This window comes from Actinophytocola sp. (assembly GCF_009379765.1).
Classification (GTDB): Bacteria; Actinomycetota; Actinomycetes; order Mycobacteriales; family Pseudonocardiaceae; genus Actinophytocola.
This window is the reverse complement of sequence record NZ_WHTD01000080.1, coordinates 1-18,293: the sequence shown is the minus strand read 5'-3', so window position 1 is coordinate 18,293 and position 18,293 is coordinate 1. Positions and strand designations below refer to the sequence as shown.

The window sequence follows — 18,293 nt, the reverse complement described above, 5'->3', positions numbered from 1 at the left end:
GGTCGGACCTGGTTACTGGTGCGGTGGCGGCGGGAGCTCCGGCCAGACGAGTGCGACGGAGCCCCAGGTGAGGCCGCCGCCGAAGCCGGCGAGCACGGTCCGGTGACCAGGACGCAGCTCGCCGGAGGCCAGCCCGGCCGCCAGCGTCAGCGGCACCGACGCGGCCGCCGTGTTGCCGACGTGAGCGATGTTGGTGACGAACCGGTCGAGCGGCACCCCCAGGCCACGGGCGACGGCCGCGATGACGCGGACGTTGGCCTGGTGCAGCACCCACCGGTCGATCTCGGCGACCGGCCAGCCGACGTGGGCCGCCGTGTGCCGTGCCGACTCCGACATCCGGTTCACGGCCTGGGCGAACACGGCCCGACCCTGCATCCGGAAGTAGGTGTCCTCCTCCTTCACCGGCAACCCGGTCGACCGCTGCCGGGACCCGCCGCCGGGAATCTCGATCAGGGTGCGGCGCGTGCCGTCGCTGCCGAGGTGGAACCCGGACAGCGCGCCCCGCTCGCCGGTCGCACCCGCCCGCAGCAGCACCGCCCCCGCGCCGTCACCGAACAGCGCCCGCGTGGCGAGGTCTGCCGGATCAAGCACGGTCGAGAACGCGTCCGCGCCGATGACCAGGACGCTGTCGGCGGCCTCCGCGGCGATCAGGCCGGCCGCGGCCGCGAGGGCGTAGAGAAAGCCGGTGCAGACCGCTCCGACGTCGAACGCGCCTATCGGGCCGAGACCCAACCGGGCAGCCACGTCGGGGGCGATGGCCGGGCTCAGCTGGTCGGGCGTGCCGGTCGCGACGACAAGCGCGTCGGCGCCCGCCGTTCCCGCCGAGTCCAACGCCCTCCGCCCCGCGGCCACGGCGAGGTCACTGGTGGCCTCGCCGTGGGCGAGCACGTGGCGCCGCTCGATGCCCGTGCGGGTGCGGATCCACTCCGCGTCGATGTGGGTATCGGAGTCCCACCACGACACCAGCTCCTCGTTGGAGACCGCGGTGGTCGGAACCCAGCCCCCGACGCCTGCCACTACCGCCGCCCGAGCCATGGCACCCCACCTCCCGACCCGCGTACCGCCATCGCGATCCGTGCCCGCGCGATCTCCTGGCCTGTCTGGCGAAAGGTCACCTCGACCGACCGGCCGCTCGGGACGGCGGCGGCCACCGGTGTCGCGGTCAGCTCGATGGGCTCGGTGAGCTCGGCGTAGGCGCTGAACGACGACCTCATCGCCACCATCTCGGTGCGATCCGGGGCGCCGTGCCCCCACTCGCCCGTCGCGAGCGCCGCGAGCTGTCGGGCCGCCTCTACCAGCACCATGGCTGGCACGTGGTCCTGCGAGTGGTCGAACAGGCTGCTGTTCTCCGCCGCGACGCGCAGCCCGGCGGTAACCGCCCCCTCCCGGGTCACGACGTCGAGCAGCACGGCATCGGTGGCACGGACCCGACCGACCCTGGCCGGCTCCACCGGGTGCCCGTTCGGCGGCCTCAGGTCGTCCGACGACGGCGGCGGGCCGCCGTGCGTGCGGGAGCGGAGGACGGCGAAAGCCGCCGCGCTGACGTAGCCGACCGTCATGCTGACCCGACCGACCCGGGCGCCGGCCGCCCACAGGTCGAGGTCATGGTCCAGGCCGCGGATCCGGTCCCGCACGACCTTCGGGTTGCGGGTGACCGCGGTTATCAGCAGCTCGGCCGGGTCCGGCACCAGTGGGAACGCGGCGAAGTCGGCACTCCACCCGCGCAGAACGAAGCGGGTGTCCGGCTCGACGCCGAACAGGGCATGCGCGGCGTAGGTCTCGGCCTGCCTGGCGCACTCGAGCAGCAACATCGGGTCCCGATCCCGGCTGGGGCCGGTGTGCCCCGCGTAGTGGGGGTGCCCGGACGGCAGGAGCGCGCCGGCGGCGAAACCGTGCCGGCCTGTCCGCACGACGTCGGTCACGAACGCCTCGCTCGCGTTCCGCCGGTGGATCATGGTGCGGTCCACAGTGGACGCGTAGCGCAGTTCGGGCGCCGGGAGCCGGGCCGGGGCGCCGTCTGGAGTCATGGACATCGCGGTCACCTCATGCCGCGGAGCGCGTTGCGGCGGGTTCGGTCGGGGCCACCAGGACGTCGAGCAGGGTGGCCACCACGTCTCGGTCGGTGTCGCGGCTCAGCAGGGTGGTCGCCAGGCGGTAGGGGTGCACGTAGGGCGAGTGGCCGGCCAGCGACGACAGGGTCACCTCCGTGGCGCCACCGGACCGGCCGCCGTGCTCGGCGAGGAGCCGGGACGCACGGTGCACCCAGCGCCGGAACTGCCGGACCGAGAACGAATCCCGTGCCGTTCGGCCAAGTCCGGCCAACAAGTACAGTCGGAACCCGAGCGCGAACGCCGGCACGCCCACTTCTCGGACAAGGGGTTCGGCGAGCGCTCCCACGGTGTATCCCCGCCACCCGCCGTGGCGGGCGGACTTGATGACTCCGTCGAGCGGCACGCGCGGAAACTCGATGCGCGACACCTCGACGCCCAGCGCGGTCAGCACGTGCGCGACGGTCCGGTAGTCGGCGCGGATCTCGGGGTCGTGCGCGAGCACCACATGGTCGTGGTCGGCCAGCTGGGGCACCAGCTCGCACAGCGTCGACACCAGGTAGTTGGCGTGCCCGTCCGCGCCGACCACCATGCGCAGCGGCAGCCCGGCCGGCGTCGCGTCCAGGTATACCGGGGCGCCGAACGGGCGTCCGTCGATGCAGAGGTCGTTGCGCACGAGCAGCTCGATCAGTTCGGCCGCGGGCATCGGGTCCGGGCCCGACCGACCGAACAGCGGGTCGCGCATGCCGAGTGTGCGGTAGTGGCCTTCCCACAGGTTGAGCAGGCGCGCGCTGGCCGGGTGCCGCCAGCCGGCCTCGACCCGCCGCACGACCGGTTCGAGCGCGGCGAACGGCACGCGCTCGCCCCGCTGGAACTCGGCGTAGAGATCGCCGATCCGCTCCTCGGTGCACGCCTCGTGGTCCAGTCCGGGATGGCAGCGGTCGAGGTACTCCCAGAACCCGGCCACCTGGCGGCTGCCCGCATGCGCGAGCGGGTGGTACACGTGCGTCACGTCGGCGAAGGCCGCCGTCGCCCGGTGCAGCATGTCCATCGACAGCAGGACCTTGAGGTGTGACGGCGTCAGTGGCTTGGTCGGGCTGACCGTCACCGGAGCCAGCAGCACCCGGCGGCGGGACCGCTTCTCGACAAGTTGGCCGGACTCAGTCATCGGTCGGCCTCCGCCCTGGTCATCGCCTCCCGGATCCGGGTGATCATCGCCTCGGCCTCGGGCACGCTGCAGTAGCCGGGGTCGCCGATGAAGGTCCGCCCGCTCGCCACGTCACCGATCCTCGGCACGAGCCACACGTGGAAGTGCGGGGCTCCCTCCATGCAGGAGAACACGTGGATCCTCGGTGCGCCGGTGGCCTCCCTGAGCGGCCCCATGAGCCGCCGGATCAGCGGCCCGATCGCGGCCGCCTCGTCGTCGTCCATCTCGGCGAAGTCGAGGAAGTGCCGATGCGACTCGATCAGCAGGGTGCCGGCGGGCCAGAACGGCGTCGGCCCATGCCCCACCCGCCACCTGCCGTCGTCGAGGAGGTGGCCGCCGGGCGGTGTGGCACGACCGGCGTGCGGAGGCAACGCACCTCCCTTGTACTTCACGCAGATGTGGCATTCGGGCGCGCGCCCCGGGTGCGTGCTCAGCAGCCGACTGACGGGGTCGCGAAACTGCGCCAGCGGCTCCAAGCCCGCGTATCTGACGTACCACTCGTCCAGGGCGGCCGCCTCGGCAACCGGGTTCGCGACCCGCGACGGCGCGGCCCCGCTCCACCGGTCCCTGGCCTCGTCCTCGCTCAGCGCGGTCACCGCGGCGACGTCGGCCCAGGAGCCGCCACCGCCGCGTACGTGCTGGACGATGGCCTCCTGGACCACGGGGATCTCGGTCGTGAGCAGCGACCAGAGCCGCGCGGCCAGGCCGGGCTCGCCGGTCGTCTCCGCGCCGCCGTCCTCGGCGGCTACCGCCACGCGGAACGCCTCCGACAGGTCGCGCAGGCGGGCCGACATGGCCAGCCTGGCCAGGTCGGCCTCGGTGAAGCTGGTGATGTCCACGCGTTCGTCCCCTCTGCTTCGTCGGATGCGGGTCGGCTCAGGCGGCGGCCAGCCAGGTGTACGGGCGAAGCCGGGCGGCGTCGCGCGGGTCGGGGAGGACCCTGGCGTAGGCAGGACGGTCGCCGGCCCGTTCCGACGTGAGTGCCGGTCGGTGGCTCAGCCACAACGGGTCGTCGGGCCGCAGCCGGCCGAGCAGCACCGCCTCGACGAGGGTGTGGTGCAGATGCACGAGGTAGTCGACGAGCGTCAGCCCGTCGACCGCGACGTGCAGCAGGTGTCGTCGACCGGAGCCGGGTAGGTCGAGGTCGATCGGCGGCCGCGGCAGGACACCAGTGACCGGTTTGAGCAGGCGGCTCAGCCCGAGCCGGCGGTCGGTCGGGAACGGACCGAGCCAGGCCGCGGTCGCGTTGGGCGCGACCACTCTGGGCCTGTTGCGCGCGGGGAGGTTGGCCGGGTTGCCGAACAGGAACCGTGTCCGGGTCCACGACCGTCGCCAGGCTTCGGCCTCGTCGGGGTCCAGGGTGGCCGCGAACGCGCGCGCGCCGTGCACCAGGTCGGCCAGGTCCAGCGACCGCAGCAGCACCAGCACGGTGGTTCCCTGCGTGTCGGCGTCGGGCTCGCCCTGGCGCCGGCCGGTCACCCACTCGACCCGGTCCGCGAGGAGGTCAGCCAGCAGCGCCTGTGCGGGCGCCGTCACGACGTCGCCCCAACCGCCGAGATGATCTTCGCCAACACCACGTCCTGGTCGGCGGTCCCGTCGATGACCGTCAGCGGCAGGTCCCCGACCTCCGCGAACATCCTCGCCCGCAGGTCGGTCTGCATCCGGATGAAGCCCTCCTCGGTGACCTCGGGTCCGTAGTGCTCGAAGGCGCTCGCGAGGGTTCCTCGACCGGCGCGCTCCCAGGTGACCTCCGGGGGGACGTCCAGGTACACGACTCCCTCCGGCTGCGGGAACGACCGCCAGTAGTCGAAGGTGGGCTCGTGCGACACGCCGAGCAGGGCGCACGCCGCCAGCGGCTTGTAGTAGTAGGAGTCGATGACGACCGGCCCCGGGCCGGTCCTGCTGGCGAGCTCGTCGCGCTGATGCAGGATGACCGGATGCATCACCGACAGCACGAGCTCGGGGGTGTACCGCTTTCCGGACCACACCAGCGCGTCGTCGATCCAGCACCGCCGCAGCGCGGACACCAGCGGGCGGTCGCCGAGGAACGCGTCGTCATGGGACACGACCTGCACGCCGTGCTCATCCCACAACCGGCCGAGCGCGGTCGACTTCCCGGCGAAGTCCGGGCCGAGCAGCGTCCAGAACGGCGTCATCCGAACGTGCCCTTCGTCAGCAGGCCCACAGCGAGGAAACTCGCGTACATGGCCGGGATGTATGCCAGGGTCGGGGTCACCGGCCAGCGGACTGCGCCGGCGGCGAACCGGGCGACGGAGATCGCGGGCAGCACCAGCGGAACCAGGACCAACCAGCCCCAACCACCGCCCGGCTGCCACGGTTCGATCGACACCAGCACGATGGCGGTCGCCGTCACCGCGGCCGCCAAGGCGGCGAGCGACGTGCCCGACGGCCCGAGCACGGTCACGTAGGTCCGCTCACCCGGCCGCGGCCGGCGGGTCGCCTTGCGGCCGAACTCCAGGCACAGCGCGCCGGCGGTGACCGCCACGACGGCGACGATCCCCGCCACGCTCGGACCAAGGCTCTCCGCTCGCAGGAAGCCCGCGTACACGTAGAGGCTCAGCAGAGTCTGGATCGGCAGGTTCACCGCGAGTTGCAACCCGAGGCGGTCCGGGTGCGGCCACCCTGCCAACCGGTCCAGGGCGATCACCGCGGCGGTGTAGCCCATCTGCACGGCCAGCATCACCAGCGCCACCCCGCGGCCGGTGTTCAGCACGAGGAGCACGGCGCTGCCGACGGCGACCATGGTGACCAGGTCGCGCTCCCGCACCTGCCCACTCGGCAGTGGCCGGCCGGGGTTGTACCGGCGGTCGTAGTCGAGGTCCCGGATGTCGTCGAGACCACGCATCAGCAGCATCGCGAGCACCACCGTCACGACCGTGACCAGGAGCTCGGCGTCCGGACGCCACTGGGTCACCGCGCCCGTGACGCAGGCGAACAGCGCGGTGAGCCCGATCGCCCACGAGATCGTGTACGGAAGCTGGACCGACGGCCGGTACGCGGCGCCGACGTAGCTCGCCCACCTGCGGATCATGACTCACCATCCAGGATTCGCACGGTGCCGGCGGCACCATCGACCTCGACGAGGCTCCCGTCGGGGATCCGCGTGGTGGCGTCCGGCAACGCCACGACGGTGGGGATCCCGAGCAGTCGACCGGTGATCGCCGTGTGCGAGAGCAGCGTGCCCCGCTCCACCACCAGCGCCTTCGCCGACATCATCAGAAACAACCAACCCGGGTCGGTCGCGCGCGCGACGAGGACGCGATCGCGGGTCCCGTCGGCGTTGACCGACGGATCGAGGACGACCATCGCGCGACCGCGGACAGTGCCGGCGCAGGACGCGAGCCCGACCAGGACACCGGAGCTGTCGGTCGCCTCCCCGCGCGAACCTCGCCGGTCCGCCACCGCGGTGGCCAACGCGAGGGTCACCGGTCGGTCCGGGTCGGTCGCCAGCCGTGGTGGGAACGTGTGATCCGCCTCGATCCAGCGGGCCCGCTCCGCCGCCCGCACGGCCGCCAGCGCCCGCAGATCGGCACCGGCCATGGTGCCGTCGAACGCGCCGAGGACCTCGTCGACGGTGAGGTCGAGGACGTCCTTCGGCTGGTCCAGCCGGCGGGCGGCCACCAGGTGGCTACCCAGCCGCAACAGCAGCGCGCGCAGGTCGCCGAACAGCTGGCTGCGGCAGAACCGGGTGTCCTCGCGGACGCGCAGCAGCGTCCGCATGGCGGTGAACGCCACATGCAGCACCGCTCGTTTCACCGGGTTGCGGCAGTGCCTGCGCAGCTCTCGCCGGGCCGCGCGGTGGACCTTCTCGGCCGTTTCGACGCTCGCCCGCACGGTCTGCCCCTGCCGCAGGTATGCCCGCACCGCGTGCAGCACCGTCCACGGCTCCTCGCGCGGGGTCACCGCCTCGAGCTTGAGGTCCTGCAGGCCGCGGTCGCCGTAGCGGCGGAGGTGCTCCCGCAGCGCGTCGGCGAACTCCTGGCCGTAGCCGCCTGCGGTGAGCTCCGCCCACAACTGGCGGAGCTCCGTATCGGCCAGGATGGCGTCGCGCAACGCCGGAGATGTCGCGGCCTGCGACGCCAGGGCCACCGCCGAGTGCAGAGCCATCGCCGACCGGTTCAACTGGCCCCCGCTCAGCATGCCGTTGAGCACGCTCCGGTCCGCCGCGGGCGCCCACCGCCGCAACATTCTGTTCGCCGCCCAGGTGGCGGTGAACAGGAAGACGCCGTTGACCAGCGTGACACCCCAGCGGCTGCTCAGCTGCGTCCACAGCTCGCGGTATGCCCCGACCACTTCGGACGGTCCCATCCTCGACACGTCGAGTCGAGCGTGGTAGCCGTCCCACCAGCGCAGGAAGTCGCGTACCCGGCGCGGATGCGCGAGCAGCCGGGCGGCGATCTCCGCGAGGTGGAAGACCCGCGCGGTGCGGCGCACCGGCCCGCGGGCGGACTCCCGTCCGGCCACACCGAGCGCCTCCTCCCAGGTGGACCACAGTGGGCGGAAGCAGCGCATCATCCCGTGCAGCCGGTACCAGTTGTCGATCGCGTAGTAGATGTGCCCGTCGAGGTAGCCGATCATCCGGCGCAACCGCGGACGGTTGCGACGGATCACCCTGGCCGGCACGCCCATGCGCCGGTAGAGATCGGTGAAGGCGACCTCGAACAGCTCGCGGCCGACCGAGTAGGTGAGCGCACAGCTCACGCCGGGGAAGCTCTCGGTGATGTTGTTGTTGTCCCAGAGGATCGGCGGCCGACCATACTCGTTCCCGTCGGCCCGGCCCGCGTGCTCGGACTGCTCCGGCCGCGCCAGGCCCGCGACAGGGCGGGCCTGCACCAGGTGGAGCCGCCCGTCGGCGGAGATGGTGCCCTCGATGTCCTGCGGCGCACCGAAATGCTGTTCGACGCGGGCGGCGACGGCGGTGATCTCACGCAGCTCGTCATCGGCGAGCACCGGAAGCGCGGCCAGCGACGGCTCGACCGGGATGTCGACCGGTCCGTGGTCGGATCGCTCCGGGTCCCAGCCGACCGCCCTGGACTTCACCTCGACGTGTGCCTCGATCTCCCCCGACACCCGGTCGACGAAGAAATGGTCGACGTCGGCCTTCTCCTGGACCACGCCTTCGCCGATGCCGTACGCCGCCGCGACCACGCAGCGATGCGCGCCGTCCAGCGGATTCCGGGTGAACGCCACGAACGACCGGACGCCCATCACCATCCGCTGGACGCCGACCGCGACCCGCGCCGCGAACGGATCCATACCGCGGTGCGCCCGGTAAAGCACCGCCTCGGAGTTGAACGCCGAGGCCCAGCACGCGGCGACCCGATCGGCGACGTCCGCGCGCCGCACATACAGAAAGCTGTCGCTGAGGCCGGCGAACGGGTCGGTCGCCGAATCCTCACCGGACTCCTCGTCACCGGGTCGAGGAACCACACAGGCCCGAACGGCGACCAGTCCGGCCGGCCCCGCGATCCCGTCGAACCGGTCGTCCAGAATCCGCTGTAGCTCGTTCGGCACGCCGATCTCCCGCACCCGGCGCCGAAGAGCCTGGGCCCGCTCCGGCGCCGCGAGGTCCGTGCCGAGGGAGGCGGCGCACTCCGGACCGACGACGTGGTCGAAGACCGTTGCCGGCACGCACGCCAGCCGCGGAATCGGAAAACCCACCCCGGCCAGCGCGGCCTGGCGCGCGAACTTGTGGCCGGAAAGCTCCGGGTCCGCAATTGCCGAATAGTGCTCGAGCAGCCAGTCGGAGTCTTTGTTCAACAAGATACTGAACCCTCCAGCCGCCGATACGTTTGCAAACCAGACGCCACTAGCACACCAGGCACGTGAATTACTGCCACCCCGGTGGCGTCGCCCAGTCTGACACGAGCGGCGAGGGTACTCGTCTTCCAAATTGCTGCGGGTGGGTCGTCATTTCTTCCGGATTGCACTCCTCGCCGGATGGCCTCTCCCCACGTGCCCTGTTGTCTTTCGAACATTGATCCGGCGGATTCCTGCTATTTATTCTCGCCGAAGAGACAGGCCCGCGGGTAATCGCCCCGAAGGGCGGATGGCCACGAGTGGACACTGATGTGACGAGCGGACACATGACGCTACCGACAACCGCGCTCGGCTCGACCGGACCACGGGTCGGCGTCCAGGGACTCGGCTGCATGGGAATGAGCGAGTTCTACGGCCCGAGCGACCCGGCCGAATGCCGGCGAACCCTCGACCGGGCGCTGGAGCTCGGTGTGACCATGTTCGACACCGCCGACTGCTACGGCCACGGGCACAACGAGGAACTGCTGAGCAGGTTCGTGCCGGCCAACCGCGACCGGGTCGTGATCGCCACCAAGTTCGGGCTGGTACGCAAGGCGGATGACCCGCACTACCGGGGAATCGACAACTCGAGGGCATTCCTCCGCAGGTCGGTCGAGGCCAGCCTCCGCCGGCTCGCCGTCGACGCGATCGATGTGTACTACGCGCACCGGCTCGATCCGAACGTCCCCGTCGAGGACACGGTCGGCGCGATGGCCGAGCTGGTGGTGGAGGGAAAGATCCGTCACCTCGGCCTGTGCGAGGTGACCGGTGCGCAGTTGCGGGCAGCGTACGCCGTCCACCCGATCGCCGCCGTGCAGTCGGAGTGGTCGCTGTTCACCCGCGACGTCGAGATCTCCACGGTCCCCGTGGCGGCCGAGCTCGGCGTGGCCCTCGTGCCGTTCTCCCCTCTCGGCCGCGGCTTTCTCACCGGCTCCTTCGCCAGCGCCGACGAGCTGTCCGCCGACGACTTCCGCAGGTACATGGCTCGCTTCACCGGGCAGAACGCCCGGCACAACACCGCGCTCCTCGCCCCGATGGATGAGATCGCCGTCGCACGAGGTGTGACACCAGGCCAGGTCGCGCTGGCCTGGGTCCACCAGCGGGCCTCGGTGCACGGCCTTCCGGTGGTGCCGATCCCGGGCACGCGGCATCGCACCCGCCTGGTGGAGAACGCCGCCGCCACCGCCATGGTGCTCACCCCCGGGGAGGCCACCACGCTGGCAGGAATCTACGAGCAGGTGGTCGGTCACCGCCTGGCCGGCCTCAACTTCGACGCCGACAAGGCCAGTGGTTGAAGGACGAAGTCGTGAGCGAGCGTGCGAGCGAACCAGTGTCACAGGGCGACCGCGAGCGGCTCGACCGAGCCCGCGAGGGGGCGTCGTGAGCGAGCGTATGAGCGAACCAATGTCACAGGGCACATCCAACGGCGTCGGAGCCGCCGCGGCGGCCCGCGCGTTTCTCGACGCCTTCGCCGGGAAGGACACCGACGCGGCGCTCGCCCTTCTCACCGACGACGTGGTCTGGCATGTCGACGGCGCGCCCGAGGTCCCGACCGTCGGGCTGCTCCAGGGACGGGCGCGGGTCAAGGAGTGGATCGAGGGCTTCCCGGACGCGTTCGAGCCACGCGGGTTCCGCCTCTCACCGATCATCGACGGTGGCACCGAGGCGATCGTCCCCGGCTGGTTCCGGTACCTGGTGCGGACCACACAGCGGACCGTCGAGGGCGACTTCACCATGCGGTTCACCGTGCGCGACGGCCTGATCAGCCACTACCAGATCTACGAGGACTCCCTGGCGCTCGCGCTGGCGTTCGCCGCGGACCTGACCGGCCCGCCTGGCTCCCAGCGGCTTCGCGTCAACGACATCGTGTACGGCTACGACGACGTCGGATGCGGACCGGTCGTGCTGTTCCTATCCGGCCGGGACACCGATCGCTCGGTGTTCGCCGCACACGTCCTGGCGCTCCAGGACCGCTATCGGTGCGTGTCGCTCGACCTTCCCGGCCGGGGGGCCACCACCCTGCCCCCGGAGGGCTGGACACCACGCGGGGTCGCCGACGACCTGGCGCTCATGATCCGGGAGAAGGGCTGGCTCTCCGCCACGATCGTCGGCCACGCCCACGACGCCCCGGTCGGGACAGAGCTCGCGACCCGCCACCCCGGGCTGGTCGGCCAGCTTGCCCTGCTCCCCGCCGGTGACGCGGTGACCGACGCTTCCGTGACCGACGCTTCCGACGGCCCGGCCGAGCTCCTCGCCGACCTCCTGCGCACCGGTGGGTAGGCACCGGCGCGCGGTCATCCGAGCTGCGGAAAGATCTGCCCGGCGTTACGGGTGGTGAGGGCACGCCAGGTGGTGCCGTCGGGTTGGACCGCGGCGTCGACCGACTCGACCTGCGACTTGGTGCCGGGGGCGGGTGTCCAGCAGTAGTCGCTGCCGTAGAGCACCCGCTGATCACCGAACGCGCGGACCAGCGCCGGGACGGCGTTCGGGAACGGCGTCCCGGCGATGTCATACCAGAGGCCGCCGAGTTGCTCAGCGACGGTCGGCGGCTCGGCGAGGTCCATGAACAGGTCGCAGAACACCTGGATGCGCTCGACCAGGACCGGCAGCGCACCGCCGCTGTGGGAGAAGATCCAGTTGATCCGCGGGTAGCGCGAAAGGACACCGCTCAGGACGAGGTCGCTCGCCGCGCGAGCGGAGTCGAAGATGAACTCCAGCATCGGCCGGGGCCGATCGAGGGACACCACCTGCCAGTTCACCGGCTCGACCGGGTGGACGAACACGGTCGCGCCGCGGCGGTCGAGCTCGGCGTAGACCTGCTCGTACCGCCCGTCTCCCAGGTAGACACCGTGGGCGTTGGTCAGGACGGCGACCCCGTCCGAGCCGAGGACGTCCAGGGCGTACACCAGCTCCGCCAGGGAGCCGTCGACGTCGGGGAAGGGTAACGACGCGAAGTGCGCGAACCGGCCGGGATGGTCGGACACGACGATGCGGGCGAACTCGTTGACGTGCCGCGCCAGGCGGCGCGCCGCGACGTCGTCGCCGAAGTGGACGCCCGGCGCCGAGATCGACAGGATCGCGGTCCGCACACCGGTCTGGTCCATCAGGGCGAGGTGCTCCGAGGTGCTCCAGGTGGCCCAGCCGGGCATCCCTTGCGGCCGCACGTGGCCGGCCTCGACCGCGGCCGCCACGTACTCGTCGGTGACGAAATGTGAATGGACGTCGATCAGATCGGTCATGTCACTCTCATCCTCGGCACGGGAACCGGCTGCGTACCTCGGAAATACTGCGACACTTCTCGGGGCATGCCTACTTCTGCACTGCGCACTGATGGTTGAGGGTGGATCCGGCGCCCGGGTCACCCGCCGATGGCCATGAGTTACGCGGTTCGGTGGGATGATCAGCTGGTGGCTGACAACAAGGCGGCGGACCGGGTCCGACTGGCTGATGAGGTGTCCATCGGTTTGCTGGCAACGGTGTTCCCGGACGAGCGGGTGATCGCGGCGATCGAGGAGGCCGGGGTCAAAGAGCAGCGGAACAGGGCCCTGCCCGCCCGGCTGATGGTGTATTTCACGCTCGCGCTGTGGCTGGACTTCGGCAAGGGCTACGTGCGAGTCCTTACTGGTCTGCTCACCGGCCTGCGGTGGGCCTGCGGCGGCTGGGGTGGCTACACGATCCCGACGGACGGTGCGATCTCCTTGGCACGGGGCCGCCTCGGGGACAAGCCACTCACGCTGCTGTTCGACGGCAGCGCACACGCGGTGGGCACGTCCGGGATGGACGGCGTGTTCTGGCGCGGCCGCCGTCTGGTCGCGGTCGATGGCACCGTGTTCGACCTGCCCCGAGGCAAGGACAACGAGGCCGAGTACGCCATCCCCGAGGGCGGGAAGCGGCCCCAGGCCCGCCTGGTCGCGCTGGCCGAATGCGGCACCCTGGCCCTGCTGGGCGCCGAATGCGACTCCATCGCGGTGGGCGAGCGCACCCTGTTCGAGCGGCTGCTTCCCCGGCTCGGGCCAGCCATGCTGTTGCTGGCCGACCGTGGGTTTCCCTCCTACGACCTCTACGTCAAGACCCTGGCCACCGGGGCGGACGTGCTGTGGCGGGTGTCGGCGTCCTTCACCCTGCCGGTCATCACCCCCCTGACCGACGGCACCTACCTGTCGGAGCTGCGCGGCGCCCGCAAGAAGGACCGGGTCACCGTGCGGGTCATCGAGTACTCCATCCGCGACGACGACGGGATCAGCGAGGTCTTCGCGTTGATCACCAACCTGCTCGACCCCGAACAGGCGCCCGCACTGGACTGGCCCGTAACTACAGCCAACGCTGGCACATCGAACTGCTGTTCCGACTGATCAAGGTCGACCTCCGTGTCCCCGGCGGGGTTCTCCGCTCCCGCAGCCCCCAAGGGATACGCCAAGAGATCTGGGCGTTGTTGTGCCTGTATCAGGCATTGCGGACCCTGATCACCCGGGCCGCCCTCGCCGGACTGGACGCCACCCGGATCAGCTTCCCGCCCGTGCTCGACGCCGTCGCAGACTCCGTCGCACGGGCCTTTTCCCCCTCATGACCTCACCACCGCGTTGGCCTTCTTCCTCGCCGACATCCCCCGTTGGATCATCCGCCACCACCCCGGCCGCACAGCCCCGGCCAAGACCGTCCGCCCCAGCTTGCGCTACACCACCCGGTGCCGCGAGGCGCCACCTCGGCGCGGCGGGCGCCGCCATGCCCATCTGCGCGGCCTCTAACTCATGGCCATTGACCGTGGTGGTCGAGCTGTCGAGTTGTCGGATCGTCCAGGTGTCACGCGACTTCAATCCAGGCAGGACTGAGCTCGTGATGGCGCCGTACTCACCGGTCCGCCGCTGGCATCACCAGCGCGTCAGGTAACCGGAGGGTGACCTGAGGTAGCCGGCCGGTTGGCCCGAGATATTTGATTATGGCGATGCCGTTGTTACCTCACGGCTGGCAGCAAGCTGGAATTCGAGAAGGCAGCGTTGGTCGGTTAGATCGGTCAACGTGTCGAGGACCAGTCCATGTGAAGCGGCGAGCGTGCGGAACTCGTCGATCCGGCGCTCGCGGCCGCCGTGGATCACCAGCATGGACAGGTCCATCTCGGTGATGGCTCGCCGCCCTCCGACTGGTTCGATGACGAGGACGCGGCCGGTTGAGTGAGCGGCCTCAACGCACCGGGCGAGGATGCGATGGGCGTGCTCGTCGTCCCAGTTGTGGAGGATGTCGGACAACAAGTAGGCGTCCGCCCCCGCCGGGAGCGGGTCGAAGATGCTGCTCGCGGTCACTTCGGTTCGGTCGTCGAGGTCGTGCGCGCTGAAGGTACGGCTGGCTTCGGCCGCAGTGGGTTCGAGATCGACGAGATGGCCATGCATCCGAGGATGGGCTGTCAGGATCGCGGCGAGCAGGGTGCCTTGGCCACCGCCGACGTCGACGACGGTGGAAAATCGGGACCAATCGAAACCAGCGACGACCTGCGGGATCTGCTCTTGGAGCCGCAGGGTCATCTGCCGGTCGAACGACTCACGGAGGTGGGGATGCTCGGCGAGGTCTGCGTAGAAGTCCTGGCCATAGCGGCGTGGGTAGGCCGCCTGCCCGGTGGCGATGCTGTGGGCGAGGTCGACAAACGCCAGTTCGGCCCGGCCGGCAGCGGAATCCAGGTGCAGGAGGATGTTGGTGAAGCCAGTGCCGGCATCGGCGCAGAGGTTCGCTCCGTACCCGGTAGTCCGGTAGCCGGTGGATGTCCGTTCCATGACACCGAGGGTCGTGAGGTGGCCCAGCAGTAGATCGAGCGCGACCGGTGAGACGTTGAGCTCGACCGCGAGTTGATCAGCGGCGGCGCCGTCGCCGAGGAGCCGGTCCGGCAGGCCCAGGGTCACGGCGACCCGTAGCGCCATTGGCGTCGCCAGCCCGGCCATGCCTCGGAGTAGCCGTAGCGAAAGCGAGTCTGAACCCGAAGCGGAGTGCGCGTCCGCATCGGTGTCGTTGTGTCCCACGAGAATGCACTATGTCATGCCTGTCAATCGAATCGGTCCTGTCTGGACTGCGTGCGGGCGGGCGACGTAGGGGTCCAATCGTGTCGCAACCACCGCCGGGCCCGACGAGACGCACTCCCGGCCGAATTCGGAGACCCGTCAAGACCGTCCGCCCCAGCTTGCGCTACACCACCCGCAACAGCACCAATCCCGGAACCCGCCTGGTCACCCACACCATCGAACTCCATCTACCCCAGACCCAAACGGCTTAGAGACTGTTGGGTAACCGGTCGAGTGCGGAGCGTGCTGGGATGTGCTCGGTCCGGTGTGTCCGCGCATGAAAAAGATCATCCCCGCCAAGATCACGTTGTGTAACTGTCAGCCTGGCGAGGATGATCCACGCCCATGCTATCCGTCGAGCCTGTCCGATCGTGTGTGGGCGGTACTCGCGCCGTTGATGCCGGTGCGCGATAGTCGAAAGGGCGGCGCGGCAAGGAAGTTCGACGACCGGCTCGTGCTCGACGCGATCTTCTTCGTGTTGGGCTCGGGCTGCCAATGGCGCATGATCCCCCGCGATCTGCTGCCGTGGGACGCCGCGTATCGCTGGTATCGAACCTGGACCACTGACGGTGTCTGGGACCGCGTCCACGACGCAGTCCGTGACCAGGTCCGGGTCGCCGCCGGCCGCGACCGCCATCCCTCGGCGGCTGTGCTGGAGGCACAGTCGATCAAGAGCAGCGAGGGCGGGCAGGATCGCGGGTTCGACATGGGCAAGAAGACCGCTGGCCGTAAACGTCATCTGGTCGTGGACACTCTCGGGCTGCTCCTGGTCGTGATCGTCACGGCCGCCTGCGTGCAGGACCGGCCCGGTGGCCGCAAGATCCTGCAGATGCTGGCGACCCGTTTCCCGTCCATCGCGCTGGTGTGGGCCGACGGCGGATACGCCAACAAGATCGACAACACCATGATCGGTTGGTCAAAGGAGAAACTGCGACTGTTGCTGCAGATCGTCAAGCGCAGCGACAACGTCAAGGGATTCCAGATACTGCCACGTCGGTGGGTGGTCGAGCGAACGTTCGGATGGCTCGTCCGCAACCGTCGCTTGGCCCGCGACTACGAACGCCTCACCGCCAACTCAGAAGCCATGATCAAGATCGCGATGATCCGTCTGATGGCCACTCGCCTGGCCGGCCAAGCAGTCCGCTGGTCCAACGCCACCGAGCGTGAAGCCGCACGCCGACTCAGCCCGGAGACTCAATTCGCACCGTAACCACCCGCATACCCAACAGTCTCTTAGAGGGCGCGCAAATAGGGTCGGTGGATGCCGTCGTGATCGAGGTGGTTCCTCGCGGTGCCGCCAGGGGCCGCGTCGGCGCGTCGGGCGCCGCCATGCCCTATTTGCGCGCCCTCTTAACTCATGGCCATTGCGGGTCACGCGCTGGCTGCGCAATTCCGGAGATGCGGCGGCATTGGCGGAGTGACGGAATGTAGAACATCCAGCGACACGCGCTCGACCTCTCGCTGAACGCACAGATCTGGGGGCACCCACCTTGACGGATGATGGCTACGAAAACCAGCGGGAGCCCATTGCGATCGTCGGCATGGGATGTCGGTTCCCGGGCGGAGTTGACTCCCCGCGTGTTTTGTGGGAGCTACTCGAGAACAACCGGGACGTGCTGGGCGAGGTGCCGGCGCACCGCTGGGAGCATTACGCGGCGAAGGGCCCGGACTTCGCGAAGGCCGTCCGCGAGGCCATCAAATCCGGTGGCTACCTCGACGATATCGCCGGCTTCGACGCTGACTTCTTCGGGATCTCCCCGCGCGAGGCCGAGTTGATGGACCCTCAGCAGCGGGTGACGCTCGAGGTCGCGTGGGAGGCGCTCGAGAACGCGGGCATCGCGCCGAACACGCTCGCCGGCACCGACACCAGCGTGTTCATGGGTGTCTGTTGCGACGACTACGGCCGCAGGCTCCTGGAGGACCTGCCACGCCTCGAGGCGTGGACGGGCATCGGCTCCTCGATGTGCGCCGTGGCGAACCGGGTCTCGCACGCCCTCGACCTCCGTGGACCGAGCGTCGCCGTCGACACCGCCTGCTCGGCCTCGCTCGTCGCGGTGCACCAGGCTTGCCAGAGCTTGCGTTCCGGCGAGACCTCGCTCGCGCTCGCCGGCGGCGTGATGCTGGTCGCGAGTCCCAGTTTCGCGCTGGTTCTCGGCGCCGCCGGAGCCCTCTCGCCGGACGGTACGTCCAAGGCGTTCGACGCGGCGGCCAACGGCTACGTCCGCAGCGAGGGCTGTGCCGTGCTGGCGCTCAAGCGGCTCGGTGACACGATCCGCGATGGCGACCAGGTGCTCGCCGTCGTGCGCGGCAGCGCCGTGTGTCAGGACGGCCGTACCAACGGGATCATGGCTCCCAGCCAGGAGGCACAGGAGCACGTCGTGCGGCAGGCGTGTCACCCACGCGGGCGTGCCGTCGGCGTCGATCGACTATGTGGAGGCACACGGAACGGGCACGAGCGTCGGGGACCCCATCGAGGTCGCCGCGCTGTCGGCCACGGTCGGCGGCGATCGTTCCCCAGACCGCCCCTGCATGATCGGCTCGGTCAAGACCAACATCGGCCACCTGGAAGCCGCGTCCGGAGTCGCGGGGATCATCAAGGTGGTGCTGGCGCTGCGCCACGGGCGGATCCCGGCGACGTTGACCCGGACCGGCCTGAACCCGAACATCCCATGGGACGGCACAGGTTTGACGGTCGTTACCGAGAACACGCCCTGGCAGCGCCGGCCCGACCGCTCCCGCCGCGCCGGCGTCGGGAACTACGGCTACGGCGGCACGCTCGCACACGTCGTGGTCGAGGACGCGCCGGTGGTGGACACCGCTGCCACGCGGCCTCGCCGGCCGACGGCCCACGGCGCGCGCCTGTTCCCGGTGTCCGGCGCGTCGGAGGCGGGCCTGCGGGCGAACGCCGCTCGGTTGGCCACATGGTTGTCCGCCAACGACGACGCCTCGCTCGCCGGCATCGGCCACACCCTCGCGAACGGGCGATCCGCGCTGAGGGCGCGGGCGTGCGTGGTGGCCGCCGACCGGGCGGAGCTAGGAATTGTCTCAAATTAACTTGTACATGTCGTGATTGTTCTGTCATGGTTCTGGTATGGCCATGGTCGTGGAGATCGATGAGCAGGTCCTGGCGGCGAAGTTCGGGACGATCCTGCCGCACTTGGATGAGCGGCAGCG

Annotated in this window: 15 protein-coding genes and 1 pseudogene; 6 read left to right on the top strand and 10 right to left on the bottom strand. The window is 70.1% G+C overall.

Annotated elements, in window-relative coordinates; all coding sequences use genetic code 11:
* Positions 1-12 precede the first annotated feature (12 nt).
* Genes GEV28_RS23410 through GEV28_RS23375 form a run of 8 tightly spaced genes read right to left on the bottom strand, consistent with a single transcriptional unit; the run spans position 13 to position 9,039 of the window.
* Positions 13-1,035 (bottom strand): beta-ketoacyl-ACP synthase 3, encoded by a 1,023-nt coding sequence (locus tag GEV28_RS23410; RefSeq protein ID WP_291414269.1) that lies wholly within the window; start codon positions 1,033-1,035, stop codon positions 13-15.
* Complete coding sequence (locus GEV28_RS23405) at positions 1,017-2,033, bottom strand: AfsA-related hotdog domain-containing protein (RefSeq protein ID WP_291414268.1); 1,017 nt, start codon at positions 2,031-2,033, stop codon at positions 1,017-1,019. The genes GEV28_RS23410 and GEV28_RS23405 overlap by 19 nt, the downstream gene beginning before the upstream one ends.
* 10 nt (positions 2,034-2,043) lie before the next feature.
* A complete protein-coding gene (locus tag GEV28_RS23400; RefSeq protein ID WP_291414267.1) occupies positions 2,044-3,216 on the bottom strand; it encodes a hypothetical protein in 1,173 nt (390 codons plus the stop codon).
* Positions 3,213-4,094 (bottom strand): hypothetical protein, encoded by an 882-nt coding sequence (locus tag GEV28_RS23395; protein ID WP_291414266.1) that lies wholly within the window; start codon positions 4,092-4,094, stop codon positions 3,213-3,215. Before GEV28_RS23395 ends, GEV28_RS23400 begins: the two co-directional genes overlap by 4 nt.
* A gap of 37 nt (positions 4,095-4,131) precedes the next feature.
* Positions 4,132-4,791, bottom strand: a complete 660-nt coding sequence (locus GEV28_RS23390) for a DUF6182 family protein (protein WP_291414265.1) — start codon at positions 4,789-4,791, stop codon at positions 4,132-4,134.
* A complete protein-coding gene (locus tag GEV28_RS23385; protein ID WP_291414264.1) occupies positions 4,788-5,411 on the bottom strand; it encodes a hypothetical protein in 624 nt (207 codons plus the stop codon). The genes GEV28_RS23390 and GEV28_RS23385 overlap by 4 nt, the downstream gene beginning before the upstream one ends.
* Positions 5,408-6,307 (bottom strand): hypothetical protein, encoded by a 900-nt coding sequence (locus tag GEV28_RS23380; protein ID WP_291414263.1) that lies wholly within the window; start codon positions 6,305-6,307, stop codon positions 5,408-5,410. The genes GEV28_RS23385 and GEV28_RS23380 overlap by 4 nt, the downstream gene beginning before the upstream one ends.
* Positions 6,304-9,039 (bottom strand): PEP/pyruvate-binding domain-containing protein, encoded by a 2,736-nt coding sequence (locus GEV28_RS23375; protein ID WP_291414262.1) that lies wholly within the window; start codon positions 9,037-9,039, stop codon positions 6,304-6,306. Before GEV28_RS23375 ends, GEV28_RS23380 begins: the two co-directional genes overlap by 4 nt.
* A gap of 323 nt (positions 9,040-9,362) precedes the next feature.
* Here GEV28_RS23375 and GEV28_RS23370 point away from each other — a divergent pair, with 323 nt between their 5' ends.
* Both GEV28_RS23370 and GEV28_RS23365 read left to right on the top strand, forming a co-directional pair.
* Positions 9,363-10,370: an aldo/keto reductase gene (locus GEV28_RS23370; RefSeq protein WP_291414261.1), complete on the top strand. Its 1,008-nt coding sequence runs from the start codon at positions 9,363-9,365 to the stop codon at positions 10,368-10,370.
* A gap of 109 nt (positions 10,371-10,479) precedes the next feature.
* Complete coding sequence (locus tag GEV28_RS23365) at positions 10,480-11,355, top strand: nuclear transport factor 2 family protein (protein ID WP_291414260.1); 876 nt, start codon at positions 10,480-10,482, stop codon at positions 11,353-11,355.
* A 14-nt stretch (positions 11,356-11,369) separates the two neighbouring features.
* On the opposite strand, the gene GEV28_RS23360 is transcribed toward GEV28_RS23365, so the two are convergent.
* On the bottom strand, positions 11,370-12,314 hold the full coding sequence (locus GEV28_RS23360; protein WP_291414259.1) for an amidohydrolase family protein: 945 nt from the start codon (positions 12,312-12,314) through the stop codon (positions 11,370-11,372).
* A 168-nt stretch (positions 12,315-12,482) separates the two neighbouring features.
* Here GEV28_RS23360 and GEV28_RS23355 point away from each other — a divergent pair, with 168 nt between their 5' ends.
* Positions 12,483-13,427 (top strand): IS4 family transposase, encoded by a 945-nt coding sequence (locus GEV28_RS23355; RefSeq protein WP_291414258.1) that lies wholly within the window; start codon positions 12,483-12,485, stop codon positions 13,425-13,427.
* Positions 13,428-14,009: 582 nt separating this feature from the next.
* Here GEV28_RS23355 and GEV28_RS23350 read toward each other — a convergent pair.
* Positions 14,010-15,002 carry a methyltransferase gene (locus tag GEV28_RS23350; protein ID WP_291414257.1) on the bottom strand — a complete coding sequence of 331 codons (993 nt, stop codon included), beginning with the start codon at positions 15,000-15,002 and terminating at the stop codon, positions 14,010-14,012.
* 394 nt (positions 15,003-15,396) lie between these two features.
* On the opposite strand from GEV28_RS23350, the gene GEV28_RS23345 reads away from it, so the two are divergent.
* The 3 genes and pseudogenes from GEV28_RS23345 to GEV28_RS23335 all read left to right on the top strand — a co-directional run bounded on the left by GEV28_RS23345 (position 15,397) and on the right by GEV28_RS23335 (position 18,173).
* Positions 15,397-16,329, top strand: a complete 933-nt coding sequence (locus tag GEV28_RS23345) for an IS5 family transposase (RefSeq protein ID WP_291414256.1) — start codon at positions 15,397-15,399, stop codon at positions 16,327-16,329.
* Between the two features lie 331 nt (positions 16,330-16,660).
* A pseudogene (locus tag GEV28_RS23340) lies at positions 16,661-17,323 on the top strand (polyketide synthase); the annotation flags it as partial.
* Between the two features lie 202 nt (positions 17,324-17,525).
* The gene (locus tag GEV28_RS23335) at positions 17,526-18,173 is read left to right on the top strand and encodes a ketoacyl-synthetase C-terminal extension domain-containing protein (protein ID WP_291414255.1); all 648 of its coding nucleotides are present in this window, start codon (positions 17,526-17,528) and stop codon (positions 18,171-18,173) included.
* Positions 18,174-18,293 lie beyond the last annotated feature (120 nt).